At 65.1% G+C, this 16,495-nt stretch carries 29 protein-coding genes and 1 pseudogene; all 30 read right to left on the bottom strand.

Annotated elements, in window-relative coordinates:
• Entirely contained in the window at window positions 1–1,023 is a 1,023-nt protein-coding gene (locus HUA78_RS30700) for a DNA-directed RNA polymerase subunit alpha (protein ID WP_141644011.1), read from the bottom strand.
• Between the two features lie 157 nt (window positions 1,024–1,180).
• A complete protein-coding gene (gene rpsD / locus HUA78_RS30695; RefSeq protein ID WP_141644010.1) occupies window positions 1,181–1,807 on the bottom strand; it encodes a 30S ribosomal protein S4 in 627 nt (208 codons plus the stop codon).
• Between the two features lie 71 nt (window positions 1,808–1,878).
• Window positions 1,879–2,319, bottom strand: a complete 441-nt coding sequence (rpsK, locus tag HUA78_RS30690) for a 30S ribosomal protein S11 (protein ID WP_141644009.1) — start codon at window positions 2,317–2,319, stop codon at window positions 1,879–1,881.
• A gap of 62 nt (window positions 2,320–2,381) precedes the next feature.
• Window positions 2,382–2,765, bottom strand: coding sequence for a 30S ribosomal protein S13 (gene rpsM, locus HUA78_RS30685; protein ID WP_141644008.1), 384 nt, complete (start codon window positions 2,763–2,765; stop codon window positions 2,382–2,384).
• A 54-nt stretch (window positions 2,766–2,819) separates the two neighbouring features.
• Complete coding sequence (gene rpmJ, locus HUA78_RS30680) at window positions 2,820–2,936, bottom strand: 50S ribosomal protein L36 (RefSeq protein ID WP_002633586.1); 117 nt, start codon at window positions 2,934–2,936, stop codon at window positions 2,820–2,822.
• Between the two features lie 75 nt (window positions 2,937–3,011).
• Window positions 3,012–3,230, bottom strand: a complete 219-nt coding sequence (infA, locus tag HUA78_RS30675) for a translation initiation factor IF-1 (protein WP_002614803.1) — start codon at window positions 3,228–3,230, stop codon at window positions 3,012–3,014.
• 151 nt (window positions 3,231–3,381) lie between these two features.
• Window positions 3,382–4,140, bottom strand: a complete 759-nt coding sequence (map, locus tag HUA78_RS30670; RefSeq protein ID WP_174462688.1) for a type I methionyl aminopeptidase — start codon at window positions 4,138–4,140, stop codon at window positions 3,382–3,384.
• A 97-nt stretch (window positions 4,141–4,237) separates the two neighbouring features.
• Window positions 4,238–4,891, bottom strand: a complete 654-nt coding sequence (locus tag HUA78_RS30665) for an adenylate kinase (protein ID WP_174459324.1) — start codon at window positions 4,889–4,891, stop codon at window positions 4,238–4,240.
• A 163-nt stretch (window positions 4,892–5,054) separates the two neighbouring features.
• The gene (gene secY / locus HUA78_RS30660; RefSeq protein ID WP_141644005.1) at window positions 5,055–6,401 is read right to left on the bottom strand and encodes a preprotein translocase subunit SecY; all 1,347 of its coding nucleotides are present in this window, start codon (window positions 6,399–6,401) and stop codon (window positions 5,055–5,057) included.
• 134 nt (window positions 6,402–6,535) lie between these two features.
• Entirely contained in the window at window positions 6,536–7,063 is a 528-nt protein-coding gene (rplO, locus tag HUA78_RS30655; protein WP_141644004.1) for a 50S ribosomal protein L15, read from the bottom strand.
• A gap of 19 nt (window positions 7,064–7,082) precedes the next feature.
• The gene (gene rpmD / locus HUA78_RS30650; protein ID WP_141644003.1) at window positions 7,083–7,352 is read right to left on the bottom strand and encodes a 50S ribosomal protein L30; all 270 of its coding nucleotides are present in this window, start codon (window positions 7,350–7,352) and stop codon (window positions 7,083–7,085) included.
• Window positions 7,353–7,354: 2 nt separating this feature from the next.
• A complete protein-coding gene (gene rpsE, locus HUA78_RS30645; protein WP_046714290.1) occupies window positions 7,355–7,876 on the bottom strand; it encodes a 30S ribosomal protein S5 in 522 nt (173 codons plus the stop codon).
• A gap of 19 nt (window positions 7,877–7,895) precedes the next feature.
• Window positions 7,896–8,252, bottom strand: coding sequence for a 50S ribosomal protein L18 (rplR, locus tag HUA78_RS30640; protein WP_141644002.1), 357 nt, complete (start codon window positions 8,250–8,252; stop codon window positions 7,896–7,898).
• A gap of 108 nt (window positions 8,253–8,360) precedes the next feature.
• Window positions 8,361–8,927 (bottom strand): 50S ribosomal protein L6, encoded by a 567-nt coding sequence (gene rplF / locus HUA78_RS30635; RefSeq protein ID WP_174459323.1) that lies wholly within the window; start codon window positions 8,925–8,927, stop codon window positions 8,361–8,363.
• Between the two features lie 64 nt (window positions 8,928–8,991).
• A complete protein-coding gene (gene rpsH / locus HUA78_RS30630; RefSeq protein WP_141644000.1) occupies window positions 8,992–9,396 on the bottom strand; it encodes a 30S ribosomal protein S8 in 405 nt (134 codons plus the stop codon).
• A 191-nt stretch (window positions 9,397–9,587) separates the two neighbouring features.
• Window positions 9,588–9,773: a type Z 30S ribosomal protein S14 gene (locus tag HUA78_RS30625; RefSeq protein WP_015350175.1), complete on the bottom strand. Its 186-nt coding sequence runs from the start codon at window positions 9,771–9,773 to the stop codon at window positions 9,588–9,590.
• 26 nt (window positions 9,774–9,799) lie between these two features.
• Window positions 9,800–10,330 (bottom strand): 50S ribosomal protein L5, encoded by a 531-nt coding sequence (gene rplE, locus HUA78_RS30620; RefSeq protein ID WP_174459338.1) that lies wholly within the window; start codon window positions 10,328–10,330, stop codon window positions 9,800–9,802.
• A gap of 303 nt (window positions 10,331–10,633) precedes the next feature.
• A complete protein-coding gene (gene rplX, locus HUA78_RS30615) occupies window positions 10,634–10,963 on the bottom strand; it encodes a 50S ribosomal protein L24 (protein WP_141643998.1) in 330 nt (109 codons plus the stop codon).
• A gap of 46 nt (window positions 10,964–11,009) precedes the next feature.
• Entirely contained in the window at window positions 11,010–11,378 is a 369-nt protein-coding gene (gene rplN, locus HUA78_RS30610; RefSeq protein ID WP_046714296.1) for a 50S ribosomal protein L14, read from the bottom strand.
• 66 nt (window positions 11,379–11,444) lie between these two features.
• A complete protein-coding gene (rpsQ, locus tag HUA78_RS30605; protein ID WP_174459322.1) occupies window positions 11,445–11,771 on the bottom strand; it encodes a 30S ribosomal protein S17 in 327 nt (108 codons plus the stop codon).
• A gap of 92 nt (window positions 11,772–11,863) precedes the next feature.
• Window positions 11,864–12,079, bottom strand: a complete 216-nt coding sequence (gene rpmC, locus HUA78_RS30600) for a 50S ribosomal protein L29 (RefSeq protein ID WP_174459337.1) — start codon at window positions 12,077–12,079, stop codon at window positions 11,864–11,866.
• A gap of 43 nt (window positions 12,080–12,122) precedes the next feature.
• Window positions 12,123–12,542 carry a 50S ribosomal protein L16 gene (gene rplP, locus HUA78_RS30595; protein WP_141643995.1) on the bottom strand — a complete coding sequence of 140 codons (420 nt, stop codon included), beginning with the start codon at window positions 12,540–12,542 and terminating at the stop codon, window positions 12,123–12,125.
• Window positions 12,543–12,608: 66 nt separating this feature from the next.
• Window positions 12,609–13,271, bottom strand: coding sequence for a 30S ribosomal protein S3 (gene rpsC / locus HUA78_RS30590; RefSeq protein ID WP_002633602.1), 663 nt, complete (start codon window positions 13,269–13,271; stop codon window positions 12,609–12,611).
• A gap of 40 nt (window positions 13,272–13,311) precedes the next feature.
• Complete coding sequence (gene rplV, locus HUA78_RS30585; RefSeq protein ID WP_141643994.1) at window positions 13,312–13,656, bottom strand: 50S ribosomal protein L22; 345 nt, start codon at window positions 13,654–13,656, stop codon at window positions 13,312–13,314.
• Between the two features lie 35 nt (window positions 13,657–13,691).
• Window positions 13,692–13,979, bottom strand: coding sequence for a 30S ribosomal protein S19 (gene rpsS, locus HUA78_RS30580; RefSeq protein WP_046714300.1), 288 nt, complete (start codon window positions 13,977–13,979; stop codon window positions 13,692–13,694).
• A gap of 15 nt (window positions 13,980–13,994) precedes the next feature.
• Window positions 13,995–14,840, bottom strand: a complete 846-nt coding sequence (gene rplB / locus HUA78_RS30575; RefSeq protein WP_141643993.1) for a 50S ribosomal protein L2 — start codon at window positions 14,838–14,840, stop codon at window positions 13,995–13,997.
• Between the two features lie 35 nt (window positions 14,841–14,875).
• Entirely contained in the window at window positions 14,876–15,169 is a 294-nt protein-coding gene (locus HUA78_RS30570; RefSeq protein ID WP_141643992.1) for a 50S ribosomal protein L23, read from the bottom strand.
• Complete coding sequence (rplD, locus tag HUA78_RS30565; RefSeq protein ID WP_141643991.1) at window positions 15,166–15,789, bottom strand: 50S ribosomal protein L4; 624 nt, start codon at window positions 15,787–15,789, stop codon at window positions 15,166–15,168. Before rplD ends, HUA78_RS30570 begins: the two co-directional genes overlap by 4 nt.
• A 53-nt stretch (window positions 15,790–15,842) precedes the next feature.
• Entirely contained in the window at window positions 15,843–16,151 is a 309-nt protein-coding gene (gene rpsJ, locus HUA78_RS30560; protein WP_002633608.1) for a 30S ribosomal protein S10, read from the bottom strand.
• A 201-nt stretch (window positions 16,152–16,352) separates the two neighbouring features.
• Window positions 16,353–16,495, bottom strand: a pseudogene (gene tuf, locus HUA78_RS30555) (elongation factor Tu); the annotation flags it as partial.

Genomic DNA, 16,495 nt, shown 5'->3' with positions numbered 1-16,495 from the left:
CTACGCCTTCGGCGCCGCCGGGGCCGGAGCCTGCTTCGGGGGCCAGTTCTCGAGCTTCATGCCGAGCGACAGGCCCATCTCCGCGAGGATCTCCTTGATCTCCTTCAGCGACTTGCGGCCGAAGTTCTTCGTCTTGAGCATCTCGGCCTCGGTGCGCTGCACCAGGTCGCCGATGGTCTTGATGTTCGCCTGCTGCAGGCAGTTGGCGGAACGCACCGACAGCTCCAGCTCATCCACCGAGCGGAACAGGTTCTCGTTCAGCTTCGCCTCTTCCTTCGGCGCCTCGGCGATGACCGGCTCCTCCGTCTCGTCGAAGTTCACGAAGACGGTGAGCTGCTCCTTGATGATCTTCGCCGCGTACGCCACCGCGTCCTGAGGGGACACCGAGCCGTCCGTCCAGACCTCGAGCGACAGCTTGTCGAAGTCGGTGACCTGACCGACGCGCGCGTTGGTGACCTGGTAGTTCACCTTGCGAGTGGGCGAAAACAGCGAGTCGATGGGGATGGTGCCGATGGGCGCGCCGATCACCTTGTTCGAGTTGGCCGGCACGTAGCCACGGCCGCGGCGGCACGTCAGCTCCATGCGGAGCTTGCCACCCTCGGAGATGGTGCAGATGTGGTGACCCGGGTTGAGGATCTCCACGTCGGCGTCGGTGATGAGGTCACCCGCCTTCACTTCCTTGGGCCCTTCCGCCTCGATGCGCAGCGTCTTCGGCTCGTTCGTGTGCATCCGAAGGAGGACTTCCTTCAGGTTCAGCACGACGTCCGTGACGTCCTCGGACACCTCGGGGATGGTGGTGAACTCGTGGTCCACGCCCTCGATCTTCACCGAGGTGATGGCCGCGCCCTGCAGCGACGACAGGAGCACCCGGCGCAGCGAGTTGCCCAGGGTGGTGCCGAAGCCACGCTCCAGCGGCTCCGCGATGAACTTCCCGTAGGTGGGCGTCAGGCTGTCCTGGTCCACCTCCATGCGGCGCGGCTTGATGAGGTCACGCCAGTTCTTCGCAATGTACGTATCAGCCATGGTGTACGACTCCTCGAGACGTGCGCCACCACCGACTTACCCACCGGAAGGGCGGGAGGATGGCCACGTAGGGGACTGCGATAAAGCACGACGCCCCGGCCTCGTCGGCCAGGGCGTTGAGTACGTCGTCCAGGCCCGAAACGGCCTGGCGCGGCGATTACTTGGAGTAGAGCTCCACGATGAGCTGCTCCTGGATGGGCATGGTCAGGTCCTCGCGGTTGGGGACCGTGCGAACCGTGCCCTTGAACGACTTCTTGTCCAGGTCGATCCACTGCGGAACGCCACGGCGGTCCACCGTCTCCAGCGCCTCGGAGATGCGGAGCACCTTGCGGCTCTTCTCCACGACCTCGACGGACGTGCCGGGCTTGATGGAGAACGAGGGGATGTTGACCTTGCGGCCGTTCACCTGGAAGTGGCCGTGGCGGACCAGCTGGCGCGCCTCGTTGCGGGTATCCGCGAAGCCCATGCGGAACACCACGTTGTCCAGGCGGAGCTCCAGCTGCTGCAGGAGGTTCTCACCCGTCTTGCCCTTGGCGGCGGACGCGCGGTGGTAGTAGCCGCGGAACTGGTTCTCCAGCAGGCCGTACATGCGCTTGACCTTCTGCTTCTCGCGCAGCTGCACGCCGTAACCAGAGAACTTCACGCGGCCCTGGCCGTGCTGGCCGGGGGGATACGGGCGGCGCTCGATGGCACACTTGTCCGTGTAGCAGCGGTCGCCCTTCAGGTACATCTTGAGGTTTTCGCGCCGGCAGATACGGCAAGCGCTCGCGGTGTAACGGGCCACAGACTTCTCCTTAAAGGTGATCTGGAGCCGCCCCCACGCCGGTGGCGCGAAGGGCGGCCCGGACGAAGGGGTTAGACGCGGCGGCGCTTGGCCTGACGGCACCCGTTGTGCGGGATGGGCGTCACGTCGCGGATGAGGTTGATCTTCAGACCGGCGGCGGCCAGCGCGCGCAGCGCCGACTCACGGCCCGCGCCCGGACCCTTCACGAACACGGACACGTTCTTCAGCCCGTGCTCCATCGCCTTCGCCGCGGCATCACCGGCGGCCACCTGAGCGGCGAACGGGGTGGACTTGCGGCTTCCCTTGAAGCCACGCGCCCCGGCCGAGGACCAGGAGATCACGTTCCCGGACACGTCCGTGATCGTGATGATGGTGTTGTTGAACGTGGACTGGATGTGGACCACGCCATTGAGAATGCTCTTCTTGCCCTTGCGCTTGGCCTTCTTCGCGGCAGGGGCCTCGCCCTCGGTGCCCGTGGGCGCCGCAGCCGAAGTATTGGTCTCGTCAGCCATGTGAGTTGCTGCTCCTGAGAGGAGGTGATCGACGCCGGCACCTCACGGGCCGGCGCTGCGGTTTACCGAGCCGGAGCGGCCGGCTTCGCCCGAACGATGCCGCGCTTGGGACCCTTGCGGGTACGCGCGTTGGTGTGGGTGCGCTGGCCACGGACAGGCAGGCCCTTGCGGTGACGGAGACCCCGGTAGCAGCCCAAATCCATCAGGCGCTTGATGTTCATCGTCACTTCACGCCGGAGGTCACCCTCGACCTTGTAGCTGGCCTCGATGATCTCACGGATCTTGCGAGCCTGGTCCTCGGTGAGGTCCTTGGTCCGGGTGGTGGGATCGATGCCCGCCGCCTCGATGATGTCTTGCGCGGACTTGTTGCCGATCCCGTAGATGTACTGAAGCGAGATCACGGCGCGCTTGTTGGGCGGCAGGTCGATGCCGGCGATACGAGCCATCTTCGGTCTTCCTTCTGGAGTGGAGTTGGTCTGGAGCCAACAGCCTGTCGGCGGTTAGCCCTGGCGCTGCTTGTGCCGGGGGTTGGAAGCGCAAATCACGCGCACGATGCCCTTGCGGCGAACAACCTTGCACTTGTCGCAGATCTTCTTGACGGACGCCCGAACCTTCATGGAGCGAACTTCCTTCCTTCGAACAGATGAAAAGCCATGAGGGTCGCCACCCTAGTCCCAGAGCGGCGCCCTTTTCTACTTCGCCCGGTACGTGATCCGTCCGCGCGTCAGGTCGTACGGAGACAGTTCGACCTTCACCTTGTCTCCCGGGAGGATGCGGATGAAGTGCATCCTCATCTTGCCCGAGATGTGCGCGAGCACCTTGTGGCCATTATCCAGCACCACGCGGAACATCGCGTTGGGGAGGGGCTCCATCACCGTCCCCTCAACTTCGATGGAATCATCCTTCGGCAAGCGTCAAACCCTCTTCCCGGACCACGAACCTTCTGGAAGCGCGGCGGATTATCACTTTGGTCCGCAAGTGGCAAGCGTCCCGCGCGGGAAAACTCGGATTCCTACCAACCCACCATAACACCCTCATATTTCACCCGCAGTCCCGGCCCCTTCACGCCCCTCGGGTGAGCACCTCGGCTCCGCCATCCGTGATGAGGATGGTGTGCTCGAAGTGGGCGGACAACTTCCGGTCCGCCGTCACCGCCGTCCAGTCATCGTCCAGGAGTTCCACCTCGTGGGTTCCCTGGTTCACCATCGGCTCCACCGCGAGGACCATCCCCGACCGGAGCTTCATCCCCGCCCCCGCCTGCCCATGGTTGGGCACGTGGGGGAACTCATGGAGCTTCCGGCCAATCCCATGGCCGGTAAAATCCCGGACGACAGAGTACCCCCGAGCCTCCACGTGCCGCTGGACGGCGTGCCCGATATCCCCCAACCGGTTGCCCGGCTTCATGGCCTGGATGGCCTTGTGGAGGGACTCACGCGTCGTGTCCAACAGGGACCTCGCCTCGGCCGACACCTTTCCCACCGCCACCGTCCTGGCCGCATCCCCGAACCACCCCCGGTACGACACCCCGAAGTCGAGCTTCATCAGGTCGCCCTCGGCCAGCTTCCGCCGCTTGCTGGGGATGCCGTGGACCACCTCATCGTTGACGGAGGCACATAGCACACACGGAAAGCCGAGGTAGCCCTTGAACGCCGGCCTGGCGCCCCGCTCCGCCGTCAGCCTCTCCGCCAGGGCATCCAAGTCCCAGGTGGTGATTCCCGGAGCGACCGCCTTCTCCAGCGCATCCAGGACGTCGGAGACAATCCGACCCGCCTGGCGCATGAGGGCTATCTCGTCCCGGGATTTGATCGCCACCTGGCTCATCAGCGCTCCGTGCGCGCCATCCGCGCACGGAGAACGGGTGGCAAGCGGCAATGGGCGCCGCAAGCGCCCAACGTCCGCTCGCCGGCCCGTCCGGGCATCAGACCTTGCCCCGACCCGCGGCGCTCTTGATCTCCTCGTAGATGCCGTCTGGCGAGCCCACACCGTCCACGCTCTTGAGCACGCCCTTCTTCGCGTAGAAGGCCTTCAGCGGGGCCGTCTCCGCGTCGTACTTCTGGAGGCGCTTCTCGATGACGTCTGGCATGTCATCCGGACGCTGCACCAGCCCCGTGCCGCACTTGTCACAGTACCCCGCGCGCTTCGGCGGGCTCTGATCCACGTGGTAGACGCTTCCGTCCACGGGGCAGACGCGCCGGCCGGAGCCACGCTCCACCAGCGTCTTGTGCGGCACCTCGAGCGAGACGACCGCGTCGAGCTGCTTGCCCAGCCGCCCCAGCATCCTTTCCAGCGCGTCAGCCTGGCCCGGCGTGCGCGGGAAGCCATCCAGCACGAAGCCCTGGGCCACGTCTGACTGCTTCAAACGCTCCTCGACGATACCGATGACGACTTCGTCCGGCACGTACTGGCCCGCCGCCATCAACGGACCCGCGACCTTCCCCAGCTCCGTCCCCTCCGCCACTGCCTTGCGGAGAATGTCACCGGTGGAGATCTGCGGGATGTGGAAGTCGGCGAAGAGCTTCTTCGCCTGGGTACCCTTCCCCGCGTTCGGCGGTCCCAACAGGATCAGGTTCATGTGCTCCTCTCAGCTCCCAAGGAAGGCACGGAAGTCGTCGGCCACGAAGCTTCCAAGCGCCCCCCATGTGCACCACCGAATACCTTGAACGACTCCATCCCGGAACGACGAGGCGCCCCTCCCCACGACGGGGAGAGGCGCCCGGGACGTGGAACGTCGTGACTCAGGCCGCCACGCGCACCCGGCCGCGGATGCGGGGGCCACGCGGCCCGGCGAAGCCTTCGTAGTTGCGGCTGATGAGGTGACCCTCGATCTGCTGCACCGTGTCCAGCGCCACGCCCACCACGATCAGCAGCGCGGTGCCGCCAAAGGTGAAGCGAACGTTGAGCATGCCGCTGATGACGGATGGAATCACACAGATGACCGCCAGGTACAGCGCACCACCGAACGTGAGCCGGTTCAGCACTCGCTCGATGAACTCCGCCGTCTGACGACCCGGACGAATGCCCGGGATGTAGCCGCCCTGCTTCTTGATGTTGTCCGCCACGTCATCCGGCCGGAAGGTCAGCGCCGTGTAGAAGTAGGCGAAGAAGATGACCATCAGCACGAAGAGGCCGTTGTAGATCCACAGGTTGCCTTCGATGGCGCGCTGCAGGTCCTGCAGGAACGGGAACCACGTGCCCAGCGTGGCCGGGAACGACAGCACCGCGCCCGCGAAGATGGGAGGGATGACGCCAGCGGTGTTGACCTTCATCGGGAAGTACGTGGCCTGGCCCGCGAACATCCGGCGCCCCGCCATGCGCTTGGCGTACTGGATGGGGATGCGGCGCATGCCGCGCTCCACATAGACCACCACCGCGATGATGAGGAGCATGAAGACCAGCAGCGCCAGGACCTCGGCCACCGCGATGACTTCCTGCCGCGTCAGGTCCAGCAGCGACTTGGCGCCCGGGAGCACGCCAGCGACGATGCCCGCGAAGATGATGAGCGAGATGCCGTTGCCGATGCCACGCTCGGTGATGCGCTCACCCAGCCACATGATGAACGCCGTACCGGCCGTCAGGCTGATGACCGTCATGAAGGTGAACCAGACGCTGTCGTCCGGAACCACCACCTGGTTGAAACCACTCTGGCCCCCGTCGGAGCGCCCGAGGGACGCCAGCCACCGGGAGATTCCGATACCCTGGATGACAGAGAGGACGATGGTGCCGTAGCGGGTGTACTGATTGATCTTCTGCCGCCCCGCGGCGCCCTCCTTCTGCAGCCGCTCCAGGCTGGGGATGACCACCGCCAGCAGCTGCATGATGATGGAGGCGCTGACGTAAGGCATGATGCCCAATCCGAAGATGGACATCTGCTCCAGCGCGCCGCCGGAGAAGAGGTTGAACAGCGACACCAGTCCGCCCGACTGCTTCTGGGCGTCCATGAAGGCGTTCATCGCCGCCCGATCCACGCCGGGCGTATTGATGAAGATGCCGATGCGGTAGACGGCCAGCAGGGCTAGCGTATACGCAAGCCGGCTGCGCAGCTCCGCGATGCGGAAGACGTTGGCGAAGGCATTGAGAGCCACGGGGTAGCCATCCTCTTCGTGAGGGTTCTGCCAGGACGACAAAACGCCCCTGTTCCACGGACGGGAAAGGGGCGCAGAAGCCTACACAAGCGAAATGGCGCGCACCACCGTCAAGTGATGCGCGCCGAACATGCTCAAGCCTTGGGCTGCCGAGGGGCCTTGACGCCCTTGCCAGCATGGGCCTTCGCGGCCGCTTCGGGCTTGTGGGCCATCAGCGGAAGGACATCCACCGCGCCGCCCGCCTTCTCGACCGCGGACTTCGCGGCCTCGGAGGCCTTGTGGACACGGATGGTGACCTTCTTGGTCAGCGCGCCGTGTCCCAGCAGCTTCACGCCGTGGTAACGACCCTTGACCAGACCGACCTTCTTCAGAGAGGCCTCATCCACCGTGGAGCCCGCGTCGAAGTGGGTGTCCACATCCGACAGGTTCACCACCGCGTACACCGTGCGGTTGGGGGAGTTGAAACCAAACTTCGGAAGGCGGCGCTGCAGAGGGCTCTGACCGCCCTCGAAGCCCTCGAACCGCATGTTGCCGGAACGGGCCTTCTGACCCTTGCCACCGCGGCCGGCCGTCTTGCCCAGGCCAGAACCCTGGCCGCGACCCACCCGCTTCTTGCGGTGCCACGAGCGCGAGGGACGCTTCAAATCGTGCAGAGTGCTCATTGTCTCAGTCCTCTCGTGCTCAGGCCTTGGTCTGCTTGGCCTGGTAGGCGCGCGCGCGATCCCGCAGGGCGATCTTGCGCGGCTTGCGGCGCTTCGGCGCCGGCGCCTCAGTGCTCACCGTCTCCAGGGAGACCAGGTGCTTCACCTTGAACGCCATCCCACGGATGGCAGGGGTGTCCTTGAGCAGGCGCTCTTGACCAAACTTCTTCAGACCCAGGCCACGGATGGTGGCCAGCATGTCCTCGGAAGCGCCCGCGTAGCTCTTCGTCAGCTTCACCTTGAGCGCCATGACTAGCCCCTCTGCTCCCCGGCGAGCTTCGCCGACTCGACGTCCTTGCCACGCAGCCGCGACACCTGCGCCGCGCTCCGCAGCAGCTTCAGGCCAGCAACCGTGGCCTTCAGCACGTTGTGCGGATTCCGCGAACCCTGGCTCTTCGTCAGGATGTTGCGGATGCCCGCCGCCTCAAGAACCGCGCGCACCGCGCCACCGGCGATGACGCCCGTACCTTCGCTGGCCGGCTTCAACAGCACCCAGCCGGCGCCGAAGTGCCCAAGCACCTCGTGCGGAATCGTGTGACCCATGAGCGGGACGCGGAAGAGATTCTTCTTCGCGTTCTCGCCACCCTTGCGGATGGCCTCGGGGACCTCGTTGGCCTTGCCCAGGCCGACGCCCACGTGTCCAGCGCCGTCGCCCACCACCACCAGGGCGGCGAACGAGAACCGGCGGCCGCCCTTCACGACCTTGGCCACGCGGTTGATGTTCACCACGCGGTCGGTGAGGTCCAGATCGTTCGGATTGATCGGAGTTGCCACTTGGAAATCCTTTCGAAAGCTAGAACTTCAGCCCGGCCTCGCGCGCGGCGTCAGCCACGGCGGCGATGCGCCCGTGATAGGGGAAGCCGTTGCGGTCGAACACCACCGCCTCGACGTTGGCAGCCTTGCACTTCTGCGCGATCAGGGCACCCACCCGCTTCGCGTCCGCCTTCTTGTCGCCTTCGTCCTGGCCCTTCAGGTCCTTGGACAGCGACGAGGCAAACGCGAGGGTCTTGCCAGTGGTGTCGTCCACCACCTGCGCGTAGATGTGCTTGAGGCTCTTGTAAACGGAAAGCCGCGGCCGCTCGGTGGTGCCCGAGAGCTTCTTGCGGATGCGGTTCTTCCTCTTGAGACGCGAATCGATCTTCGTCGGCATGGCTGCTTCCTTGTCCTTCCGGCGGCGATGCGGACTTCCGCCGCCGGATGATGCCGTCGGACCCCACGGGCCCGACGGGATTGGGAACCCTCAGGACAGACGAAACGACTAGGTCGTTCCGGTCTTGCCCTCCTTACGACGGATGCGCTCCTCGGAATACTTGATGCCCTTGCCCTTGTAAGGCTCGGGCGGACGCAACGAGCGGATGTTCACCGCCGTTGCGCCAAGCGCTTCCTTGTCCGCCGAGCGGAGCGTCAGCCCCACGGTGGGGAGGCTGTCCTCGGTGCGGGCCGCCTTGTCGACTTCAGCCGTCACACCCTCCGGCAGGTTGAACACCACCGGGTGCGAGTAGCCTAGCGCGAAGTGGATGGCCTTGCCCTTCACCTCGGCGCGGAAACCAACGCCGCGGATGTCCAGCTTCCGCTCGAAGCCGGTGGACACTCCCTTCGCCGCGTTCGCGAGGATGGTGCGGGTCAGGCCGTGCAGGCTGCGCGCCTCGCGAGAATCATCCTCGCGCAGCACGCTGACCTGGCCGTCCTTGATCTCCACCTTGACCCGGGCGGGCAGCTTCACGGACAGCTTGCCCTTGGGGCCCTCGAAATTCACCTGCTGGCCGGCGACGATGGCCTTCGTCTTGTCGCCGAGCTTGATCGCCAGTTTTCCAATCCGACTCATGGTTGCCTCGGTCCTGTATGCCCGGGGCGCGCACTCTCGCGAGGCGCGGCCGCCAGGCAGCTGGCTAGTAGACGGTGCAGAGCAGCTCGCCGCCCGCCTTCTGCTTGCGGGCCTCGGAGTCCACCAGGATGCCGCGGGACGTGGACAGGATGGAGATACCCATTCCACCCAGCACCTGCGGGATGTCGCTCACGCCGCAGTAGCGGCGCAGGCCCGGCTTGGACACGCGGCGGATGCCGGTGATGGCGGGGCTGCGGTCCGGACCGTACTTGAGCTGCACGGTGATCTCGCTCTGCGGCGAGCCCTCGGGGGTGGCGACGGCGAACTCCCCGATGTAGCCCTCATCCTTGAGGACCTTGATGATCTCGAGCTTGAGCTTCGAGTGGGGAATGACGACCTTGTCGTGACGCGCGCGCGAAGCATTGCGCAGGCGGGTCAGCATGTCGCCAACAGGATCATTGACCGGCATGAGCTACCTTCCAAGCAAGAGCCCTCATCGAGCATCTCGCGTTCGCGGCCGCCGCGCCTGCCGGGCCCATCCCGGGGGTTCGCGCCGACCGCCACTGCTGAGGTTGAAACTTCGATTGAGCGAGCTCCTCCCGGAGCGCGCCCAGGGTGCCGATGAGCCCTTCCGAGCCCCTCAGCACCCTGCCCTTCCGGCTACCAGGACGACTTGGTGACGCCGGTGATCTCGCCGCGCAGCGCACGGTTGCGCAGGCAGATACGGCACATCTTGAACTTGCGAAGGAAGGCGCGCGGCCGACCGCACAGCGGGCAGCGGTTGTACTGGCGCACGGCGAACTTCGGCTTGCGCTTCGCCTGGGCGATCTTGGAGAGCTTGGCCATTGTCTTGAGGTCCTTGGCTCGAGGGCTTACTGACGGAACGGCAGGCCGAAGTGACGCATCAGCGCCAACCCCTGCTCGTCGTTCGCGGCGGTGGTGACGAAGCTGATGTTGAGCCCCTTCACCTTCTCGATCTGGTCGTAGTTGATCTCAGGGAAGATGATCTGCTCGCGCACGCCGAGCGTGTAATTGCCCTTCCCGTCGAAAGCCTTCGGGGACACGCCCTTGAAGTCACGCACGCGCGGCAGCGCCACGGTGATGAGGCGGTCCATGAACTCGTACATGCGAGTACCACGCAGCGTCACGGCGGCACCGATGGCCTGGCCCTGACGCAGCTTGAAGTTCGCGATGGACTTGCGAGCGCGCGTGACGATGGGCTTCTGACCCGTGATCGCCGCGAGCTGGTCCACCGCCGACTCCAGGATCTTGTTGTTGGCGAGCGCCTCGCCGAGACCCATGTTGACGACGATCTTCTGGAGACGCGGAACCTCCATCGGGTTCTTGAGGCCCAGCTCCTTCATCAGGGCGGGCACCCCTTCCTTGCGGAAGCGCTCCTTCATGCGGGCCGGCTTGCTCTCGAGGCCTTCCTCGATGTTCGCCGCGAAGCCAACCTTCTTGGCCTCTTCCTTCTTGCCCCGCTTCGCCTTCTTTTCCTTCTGGTCCGGCTTCTTCTCGTCAGCCATCGTCGTATCCTCTGCTTCGGGGCGCCGTTGTGGACCCAGCGCGTCCGATCAGTCCTTCATCTGGAAACTGAAAACACCGCGAGGGCCCCGGAACCACCCAGGCCCTCGTTGCCTGCACGCCCCCCTACCCGCCCACCAGGGCGGGCAGAAGGGCGCGCATACATGCCCCAACAGGGACTCCTAGTCAATCAGCGCGTCGCAGTTCTTGCAGAACCGCTGGAGCTTCTCGCCCTCGGTCTTGACCCCCACGCGGGTCGGCTTGTCGCACTTGGCGCACACGACCTGGACATTCGCCAGGGCGATGGTGCCGGGCTTCTCGACAATGCCACCCTCGGGATTCTGGGGCGTCTTCTTCTGGTGACGCTTGACCAGGCGCAGACCCTCAACGGTCACGCGACCCGCCTCGCGGTCGATCTTCAGCACCTTGCCGCGCTTCGTCGCGGGACTCTTCTCGGAGGCTTCGGCCCCGGCCATGACCTGGACCGTGTCTCCCACTTTCATCTTCTGCATGGCTTCCTCGTCTCTCTGGCTGCTCGCCGTCCGGCCTGCGGTCCTCTCAGAGGACTTCGGGCGCCAGCGAGATGATCTTCATGAACTTGCGGGCGCGGAGCTCACGGGCCACCGGCCCGAAGATGCGCGTACCAATGGGCTCCATGTCCTTGTTGATGAGGACCGCGGAGTTGCCATCGAACTTGATGAAGCTGCCGTCGGGACGACCCACCTCGCGCTTGGTGCGGACGATGACGGCCTTGGCCACGTCACCCTTCTTCACCTTCGAGTTGGGCAGCGCCTCGCGGATCGACACGACGATGACGTCGCCGATGGACGCGTACTTGCGCTTCGAACCGCCGAGCACCTTGATGCAGAACACCTTCTTCGCGCCCGAGTTGTCCGCCACGTCGAGCACGCTCGTCATCTGAATCATCTGAGAATCTCCTATCGCCGGTGACTCCACCACACCGCCTCACGGCCGCGCAGGTGGAGGTGCGTGCTAGACGTTCTTGCTCTTCTCCAGCACCTCGACCACACGCCACCGCTTGTCCTTCGAGGCAGGCTTGGTCTCGGCGATCCGGACCCGATCACCCTCGTTGATGGTGATCTTCTTCGGATAGTCGTGGTCCTCCACGTGCGCCTTGTACTTCTCGCGCAGGCTCATGATCTTCCCGTACTTCGGGTGGGGAGCCCGGCGCTGGACGGTGACCACGACCGTCTTCTGCATCTTGTTGGAGGTGACGATTCCCACGCGCGTCTTCGGACGGCCGCGGGAGGAGGTCTCTGCCTTGGGCGCTTCAGTCGTTTCAGCCATCTTTGTTCTCACTGTCTCTCATGCACCCGGGCGCTCTCGCGTCCCGGATGGCCGCACGCACCCGCTTCCGGGCGAGCGCGCTTGGAGGAATCGCGACGTCGGCCTTAGGCCTTCGCCGCCTTCTTCTTCTCGCCGAGAACCGCCAGCACCCGGGCCAGGTCACGCCGGTGCAGGGTTCGCTCCGCCGGGCTGTCCAGCGAGCCGGTCCGCCGCTTGAGCTGGTCCTGGAACAGCGTCTCACGCAGTTCCGTCGCCCGCCGCTGCAGGTCGTCCGCCGACAGCTCCCTCAGTTCCTTCGCAGTCGCCATTGCTATCTCCACATGCGTGCGGGAGCCCACCCGAAGGCGGCTCCCGCCGCGGTGCCTAGAGGCTCAGGTCCGTGCGCGTCACGATACGCGTGAGCACCGGCAGCTTCGCCTGCGCCAGCTTCAGCGCCCCCGTGGCCACCTCGGTCGTCATCCCCTCCATCTCGTAGAGGATGCGGCCGGGCTTCACCACCGCGACGTAGTACTCCACGCCACCCTTACCGGTACCCATTCGGGTCTCGGCGGGCTTCTTGGTGATGGGCTTGTCCGGGAAGATTCGGATCCAGATCTTGCCGCCGCGCTTCACGTGGCGGGTCATCGCGATACGAGCCGCCTCGATCTGCCGGGACGTAATCCACCCCGGCTGCAGGCTCATCAGGCCGAACTCACCGTAGGTCAAGTCGCTGCCACGGTGCGCGGCGCCGGGCGTGCGGCCCTTGTGCATCTTGCGGTACTTCGTACGTGCAGGCTGAAGCATCGTCGCTGTCCTTCACTGCCCTGCCCCGGGCGCCCTCTCTCGAGAGCGCCCAAAGCGGGAGGGCTCTTAGCGGTTGGAGGGCATGGGGGCCTGGCCGCCCTTGCCCGGGAGAACCTCGCCCTTGCAGACCCAGACCTTGCAGCCGATCTTGCCGTAGGTCGTCTTGGCCTCGGCGAAGCCATAGTCGATGTCCGCGCGGAGAGTGTGCAGGGGCACGCGGCCCTCGCGGTACCACTCGTAGCGGGCCATCTCGGCGCCACCCAGGCGGCCCGAGCAGGCCACGCGGATGCCCTTGGCTCCGAACTTCATCGCAGTCTGAAGCGCCTTCTTCATGGCGCGACGGAACGCGATGCGACGCTCAAGCTGCGTGGCGATGTTCTCCGCCACCAGCTGCGCGTCGGTCTCCGCCTTGCGGACCTCGACGATGTTGAGGAAGACCTCGTTCTTCGTGAACTGCTGGAGGTCCTTCTTCACCGTCTCGATGCCCGCGCCGCGCTTGCCGATGACGATACCCGGACGCGCGGTGTGGACGTTGACCTTCACCTTGTTGGCTGCGCGCTCGATCTCCACCTTGGACACGCCCGCGTGGTTCAGCGACTTCTTCACGAACTCGCGGATGCGGATGTCTTCATGGAGCCACTGCGCGTAGTTCTTGTGCTCGAACCACTTGGAGTCCCAGGTCTTGATGACGCCAAGCCGGAACCCGATCGGATGAACTTTCTGTCCCAACGTGAATCTCCTTGAACGTCCGGGCTGGGCCCGACGGGTCCTACTTCTTGGCCTCGGCCAGCACCACATGGACGTGGGCGGTCTTCTTCTTGATCGGGGTGGCCCGACCCATGGCGCGCGGCATGAACCGGCGCTGGGTAGGACCCTGGTCCACCGAGATGGTCTTGACGTAGAGCGTGTCCACGTCGACCTGACCCTTGGACAGGTCCGTCGCGTTGGCCACGGCGCTCTTGATGAGCTTCTCCACCGGCAGGGCCGCGGCGCGCTTGGTGAACTTCAGGATGTTGAGGGCAGCCTCGACGGGCTTGCCCCGGATGAGCGCCGCAACGACGGACAGCTTGCGGGGGCTCATGCGCAGGAAACGCAGATGTGCAGTCGACTCCATGGTCATCTCCTCAGGCTCTCAGGCAATGCGCCAGGCTACTTGCCCGGGGCCTTGGCGACCTTCTTCTCCGCCGAGTGTCCACCGAACGTACGCGTCGGGGCGAACTCGCCGAGCTTGTGGCCCACCATGTTCTCCGTGACGAACACCGGGATGAACTTCTTCCCGTTGTGCACCGCGAAGGTGTGACCCACGAACTCCGGAAGGATGGTGGAGCGGCGGGACCACGTCTTCACGACAGTCTTCTTGTTCGTCTTGATCATGTCCTCGATCTTCTTGACGAGGAAGTCGTCGACGAACGGACCCTTCTTGATCGAACGAGCCATGGCTTGCGAATCCTCTTACTGGCTGCGCGCGCCCTGGCGGCGGCCGCTCACGATGAACTTGTCAGTACGCTTGTTGGTGCGCGTGGTCAGACCCTTGGTCTTCTTGCCCCACGGCGACACCGGGTGCGGGTTGCCCTGACCGGACTTACCCTCACCACCACCGTGCGGGTGGTCCACGGGGTTCATCGCGAGACCACGAACCGTCGGGCGGATGCCCAGCCAGCGGCTCTTACCCGCCTTACCGATGCGGATGATCTCGTGCTCGATGTTACCCACCTGGCCCACGGTGGCGCGGCACTCGATGAGGACCATGCGAACGGTTCCAGAAGGCATACGCACCTGCGCGTAGCGGCCCTCCTTCGCCATCAGCTGTCCGGAGGTTCCCGCGGAGCGGATGACCTGGGCGCCACGGCCCGGCTTCAGCTCCACGTTGTGGATGATGGTACCCACCGGGATGTTCTGCAGCGGTAGGGAGTTGCCCGGACGGATGTCGGCGGTCTCGCCGGCGAACACCGTGTCGCCCACATTCAGGCCCACCGGGGCCAGGATGTAGCGCTTCTCACCGTCCGCGTACGTCAGCAGGGCGATGTTGGCGGTGCGGTTCGGGTCGTACTCCACCGCGGTGACCTTGGCCGGCACGCCGTCCTTGTCACGACGCTTGAAGTCGATGACGCGGTAGCGGCGCTTGTGACCACCACCCTGGTGACGCCGGGTGATGTGTCCGTGCACGTTGCGGCCACCCGAGCGCTTCAGCGGCTCGGTCAGCTTCTTCTCGGGCGCGTCCTTGGTGATGTCCGCGAAATCGGACACCGTCATGTGACGGCGGGCGGCGCTTGTCGGCTTGTACTTCTTGATGCCCATGGTGTGTTCCTCAGGCTGACCTCAACGCCGTAGCGTCAGGCCGCCCCTCCCTCGAAGAGTTCGATCGAGTCGCCTTCCTTGAGGGTGACGACCGCCTTCTTGAAGTTGGGCCGCTTGCCGATGCTCCGACCCACGCGCTTGATCTTGCCGCGAACGACGTTCGTGTTGACGCCCTCGACGGTGACCTTGAACAGCGTCTCCACCGCGCGAGCCACGTCGTGCTTGGTGGCCTTGCGGTCCACGATGAACGAGTACTGGCGGAACTTCTCGCGGGCCTTGTCCAGCTTCTCGGTGATGAGCGGGCCCTTGATGACGTCGCTGAGATTCATGAGAGCGCCCCCTCGAGGGTCTTCGCGGCCGCGGAGGTGAGCACGAGGTGCGAGTGCTTCAGAACGGCCTCGAGGTTGAGACCCTCGGGAGGAAGCACGTCGAACTTCGCCAGGTTCCGCACGCTGCGGTGCAGGTTGGTGTTGCTCTTCTCGTCCACCACGAGAGCGTTCTGCAGCTTCAGGCGCTTGGTGAGCGCCTCGAAGGCCTGCTTGCTCTTGGGGGCATCCAGGGAGAACCCGCTCAGGATGATGAGCGTCTTCTCCTTGGCGCGCAGGGACAGCGCCGACTTCAGCGCGCCGCGACGCACCTTGCGGGGCGGGCGGTAGAAGTAGTCGCGAGCCTTGGGAGCCATCGCCTTGCCGCCGCCCACCCAGTGGGAAGCGCGGATGGAACCCTGGCGGGCGCGGCCGGTGCCCTTCTGCTTCCAGGGCTTCTTGCCGCCGCCGCTGACCAGCGAGGTGTTCTTCACACCCACCGTGCCGCGACGCCGGTTGATCTGCTGCATCTTCGCGACCTCGTAAAAGAGGTGCGCGTTCGGCTCAGCGCCGAAGATGTCGTCGGAGAGCTCAATCTCCGACACCTTCTTCAAATCGAGGTCGACAACGTCAAACTTCGCCATGGCACTTTCCTCGCGGGGGTCGGAGTGAAACCACTCGGACGCCCACCCGCTTCCTAGGACTTGATCTCGACGTCAACGCCGGCCGACAGATCCAGCTTCATGAGCGCATCCAGCGTCTGCTGCGTGGGCTCGAGAATATCGAGCAGGCGCTTGTGCGTGCGGATCTCGAACTGCTCGCGGCTCTTCTTGTCCACGTGCGGCGAACGCAGCACCGTGAACTTGTTGATGCGCGTAGGAAGGGGGATCGGACCGGCCACCTTCGCGCCCGTGCGCTTGGCCGTCTCGACGATCTCACCCGCGCTCTGGTCCAGGAGCTTCGAGTCGTATGCCTTCAGCCGGATGCGGATCTTCTGTGTCGCCATTCGCAAGAACCTCTTAGAACGAACTTTGTGCCAACGCCCCGGGAGGCGCTACGACCGACGTCCCCTGGTTGTCACAGAGCCGTTTCTTCAGAACGAAGGGGCGCGGTGATTACCATCCCGCCCCGGTGTATGCAACTGGATTTCCTCCGGCTCCCTGGAAATTCCCCGAGGGGATGTCCATGGGAGCCGGGAGGAGGCCTGCTACTCGATCACTTCCGCCACGACGCCGGCGCCCACCGTGCGGCCACCCTCGCGAACAGCGAAGCGCAGCTCCTTGTCCATCGCCACCGGGGTGATGAGCTCCACCTCGATTGCGATGTTGTCGCCCGGCATCACCATTTCCA

The organism is Myxococcus sp. CA033 (genome assembly GCF_013336625.1).
Lineage (GTDB): Bacteria > Myxococcota > Myxococcia > Myxococcales > Myxococcaceae > Myxococcus > Myxococcus llanfairpwllgwyngyllgogerychwyrndrobwllllantysiliogogogochensis.
Note: the sequence above shows the minus strand (reverse complement) of the source record. Positions and strands in the feature narration are given on the sequence as shown.

What these genes read in the sequence shown, in the direction of transcription:
- HUA78_RS30570 (WP_141643992.1), bottom strand. Translation starts at nt 15,169, where the DNA reads ATGAATCTCAGCGACGTCATCAAGGGCCCGCTCATCACCGAGAAGCTG.
- rplN (WP_046714296.1), bottom strand. Translation starts at nt 11,378, where the DNA reads ATGATTCAGATGACGAGCGTGCTCGACGTGGCGGACAACTCGGGCGCG.
- rpsK (WP_141644009.1), bottom strand. Translation starts at nt 2,319, where the DNA reads ATGGCTGACGAGACCAATACTTCGGCTGCGGCGCCCACGGGCACCGAG.
- rplO (WP_141644004.1), bottom strand. Translation starts at nt 7,063, where the DNA reads ATGAGCACTCTGCACGATTTGAAGCGTCCCTCGCGCTCGTGGCACCGC.
- rpsH (WP_141644000.1), bottom strand. Translation starts at nt 9,396, where the DNA reads ATGCCGGTCAATGATCCTGTTGGCGACATGCTGACCCGCCTGCGCAAT.
- rplV (WP_141643994.1), bottom strand. Translation starts at nt 13,656, where the DNA reads ATGGAGTCGACTGCACATCTGCGTTTCCTGCGCATGAGCCCCCGCAAG.
- rplD (WP_141643991.1), bottom strand. Translation starts at nt 15,789, where the DNA reads ATGGCGAAGTTTGACGTTGTCGACCTCGATTTGAAGAAGGTGTCGGAG.
- HUA78_RS30625 (WP_015350175.1), bottom strand. Translation starts at nt 9,773, where the DNA reads ATGGCCAAGCTCTCCAAGATCGCCCAGGCGAAGCGCAAGCCGAAGTTC.
- rplP (WP_141643995.1), bottom strand. Translation starts at nt 12,542, where the DNA reads ATGCTTCAGCCTGCACGTACGAAGTACCGCAAGATGCACAAGGGCCGC.
- rpmD (WP_141644003.1), bottom strand. Translation starts at nt 7,352, where the DNA reads ATGGCGCTCAAGGTGAAGCTGACGAAGAGCTACGCGGGCGCTTCCGAG.
- rplF (WP_174459323.1), bottom strand. Translation starts at nt 8,927, where the DNA reads ATGAGTCGGATTGGAAAACTGGCGATCAAGCTCGGCGACAAGACGAAG.
- HUA78_RS30700 (WP_141644011.1), bottom strand. Translation starts at nt 1,023, where the DNA reads ATGGCTGATACGTACATTGCGAAGAACTGGCGTGACCTCATCAAGCCG.
- rpmJ (WP_002633586.1), bottom strand. Translation starts at nt 2,936, where the DNA reads ATGAAGGTTCGGGCGTCCGTCAAGAAGATCTGCGACAAGTGCAAGGTT.
- rpsM (WP_141644008.1), bottom strand. Translation starts at nt 2,765, where the DNA reads ATGGCTCGTATCGCCGGCATCGACCTGCCGCCCAACAAGCGCGCCGTG.
- rplX (WP_141643998.1), bottom strand. Translation starts at nt 10,963, where the DNA reads ATGCAGAAGATGAAAGTGGGAGACACGGTCCAGGTCATGGCCGGGGCC.
- rplB (WP_141643993.1), bottom strand. Translation starts at nt 14,840, where the DNA reads ATGGGCATCAAGAAGTACAAGCCGACAAGCGCCGCCCGCCGTCACATG.
- rplE (WP_174459338.1), bottom strand. Translation starts at nt 10,330, where the DNA reads ATGAAGGAGCGCTTCCGCAAGGAAGGGGTGCCCGCCCTGATGAAGGAG.
- map (WP_174462688.1), bottom strand. Translation starts at nt 4,140, where the DNA reads ATGAGCCAGGTGGCGATCAAATCCCGGGACGAGATAGCCCTCATGCGC.
- rpsJ (WP_002633608.1), bottom strand. Translation starts at nt 16,151, where the DNA reads ATGGCGACACAGAAGATCCGCATCCGGCTGAAGGCATACGACTCGAAG.
- rpsS (WP_046714300.1), bottom strand. Translation starts at nt 13,979, where the DNA reads ATGGCTCGTTCGATCAAGAAGGGTCCGTTCGTCGACGACTTCCTCGTC.
- rplR (WP_141644002.1), bottom strand. Translation starts at nt 8,252, where the DNA reads ATGCCGACGAAGATCGATTCGCGTCTCAAGAGGAAGAACCGCATCCGC.
- HUA78_RS30665 (WP_174459324.1), bottom strand. Translation starts at nt 4,891, where the DNA reads ATGAACCTGATCCTGTTGGGACCGCCGAACGCGGGGAAGGGTACCCAG.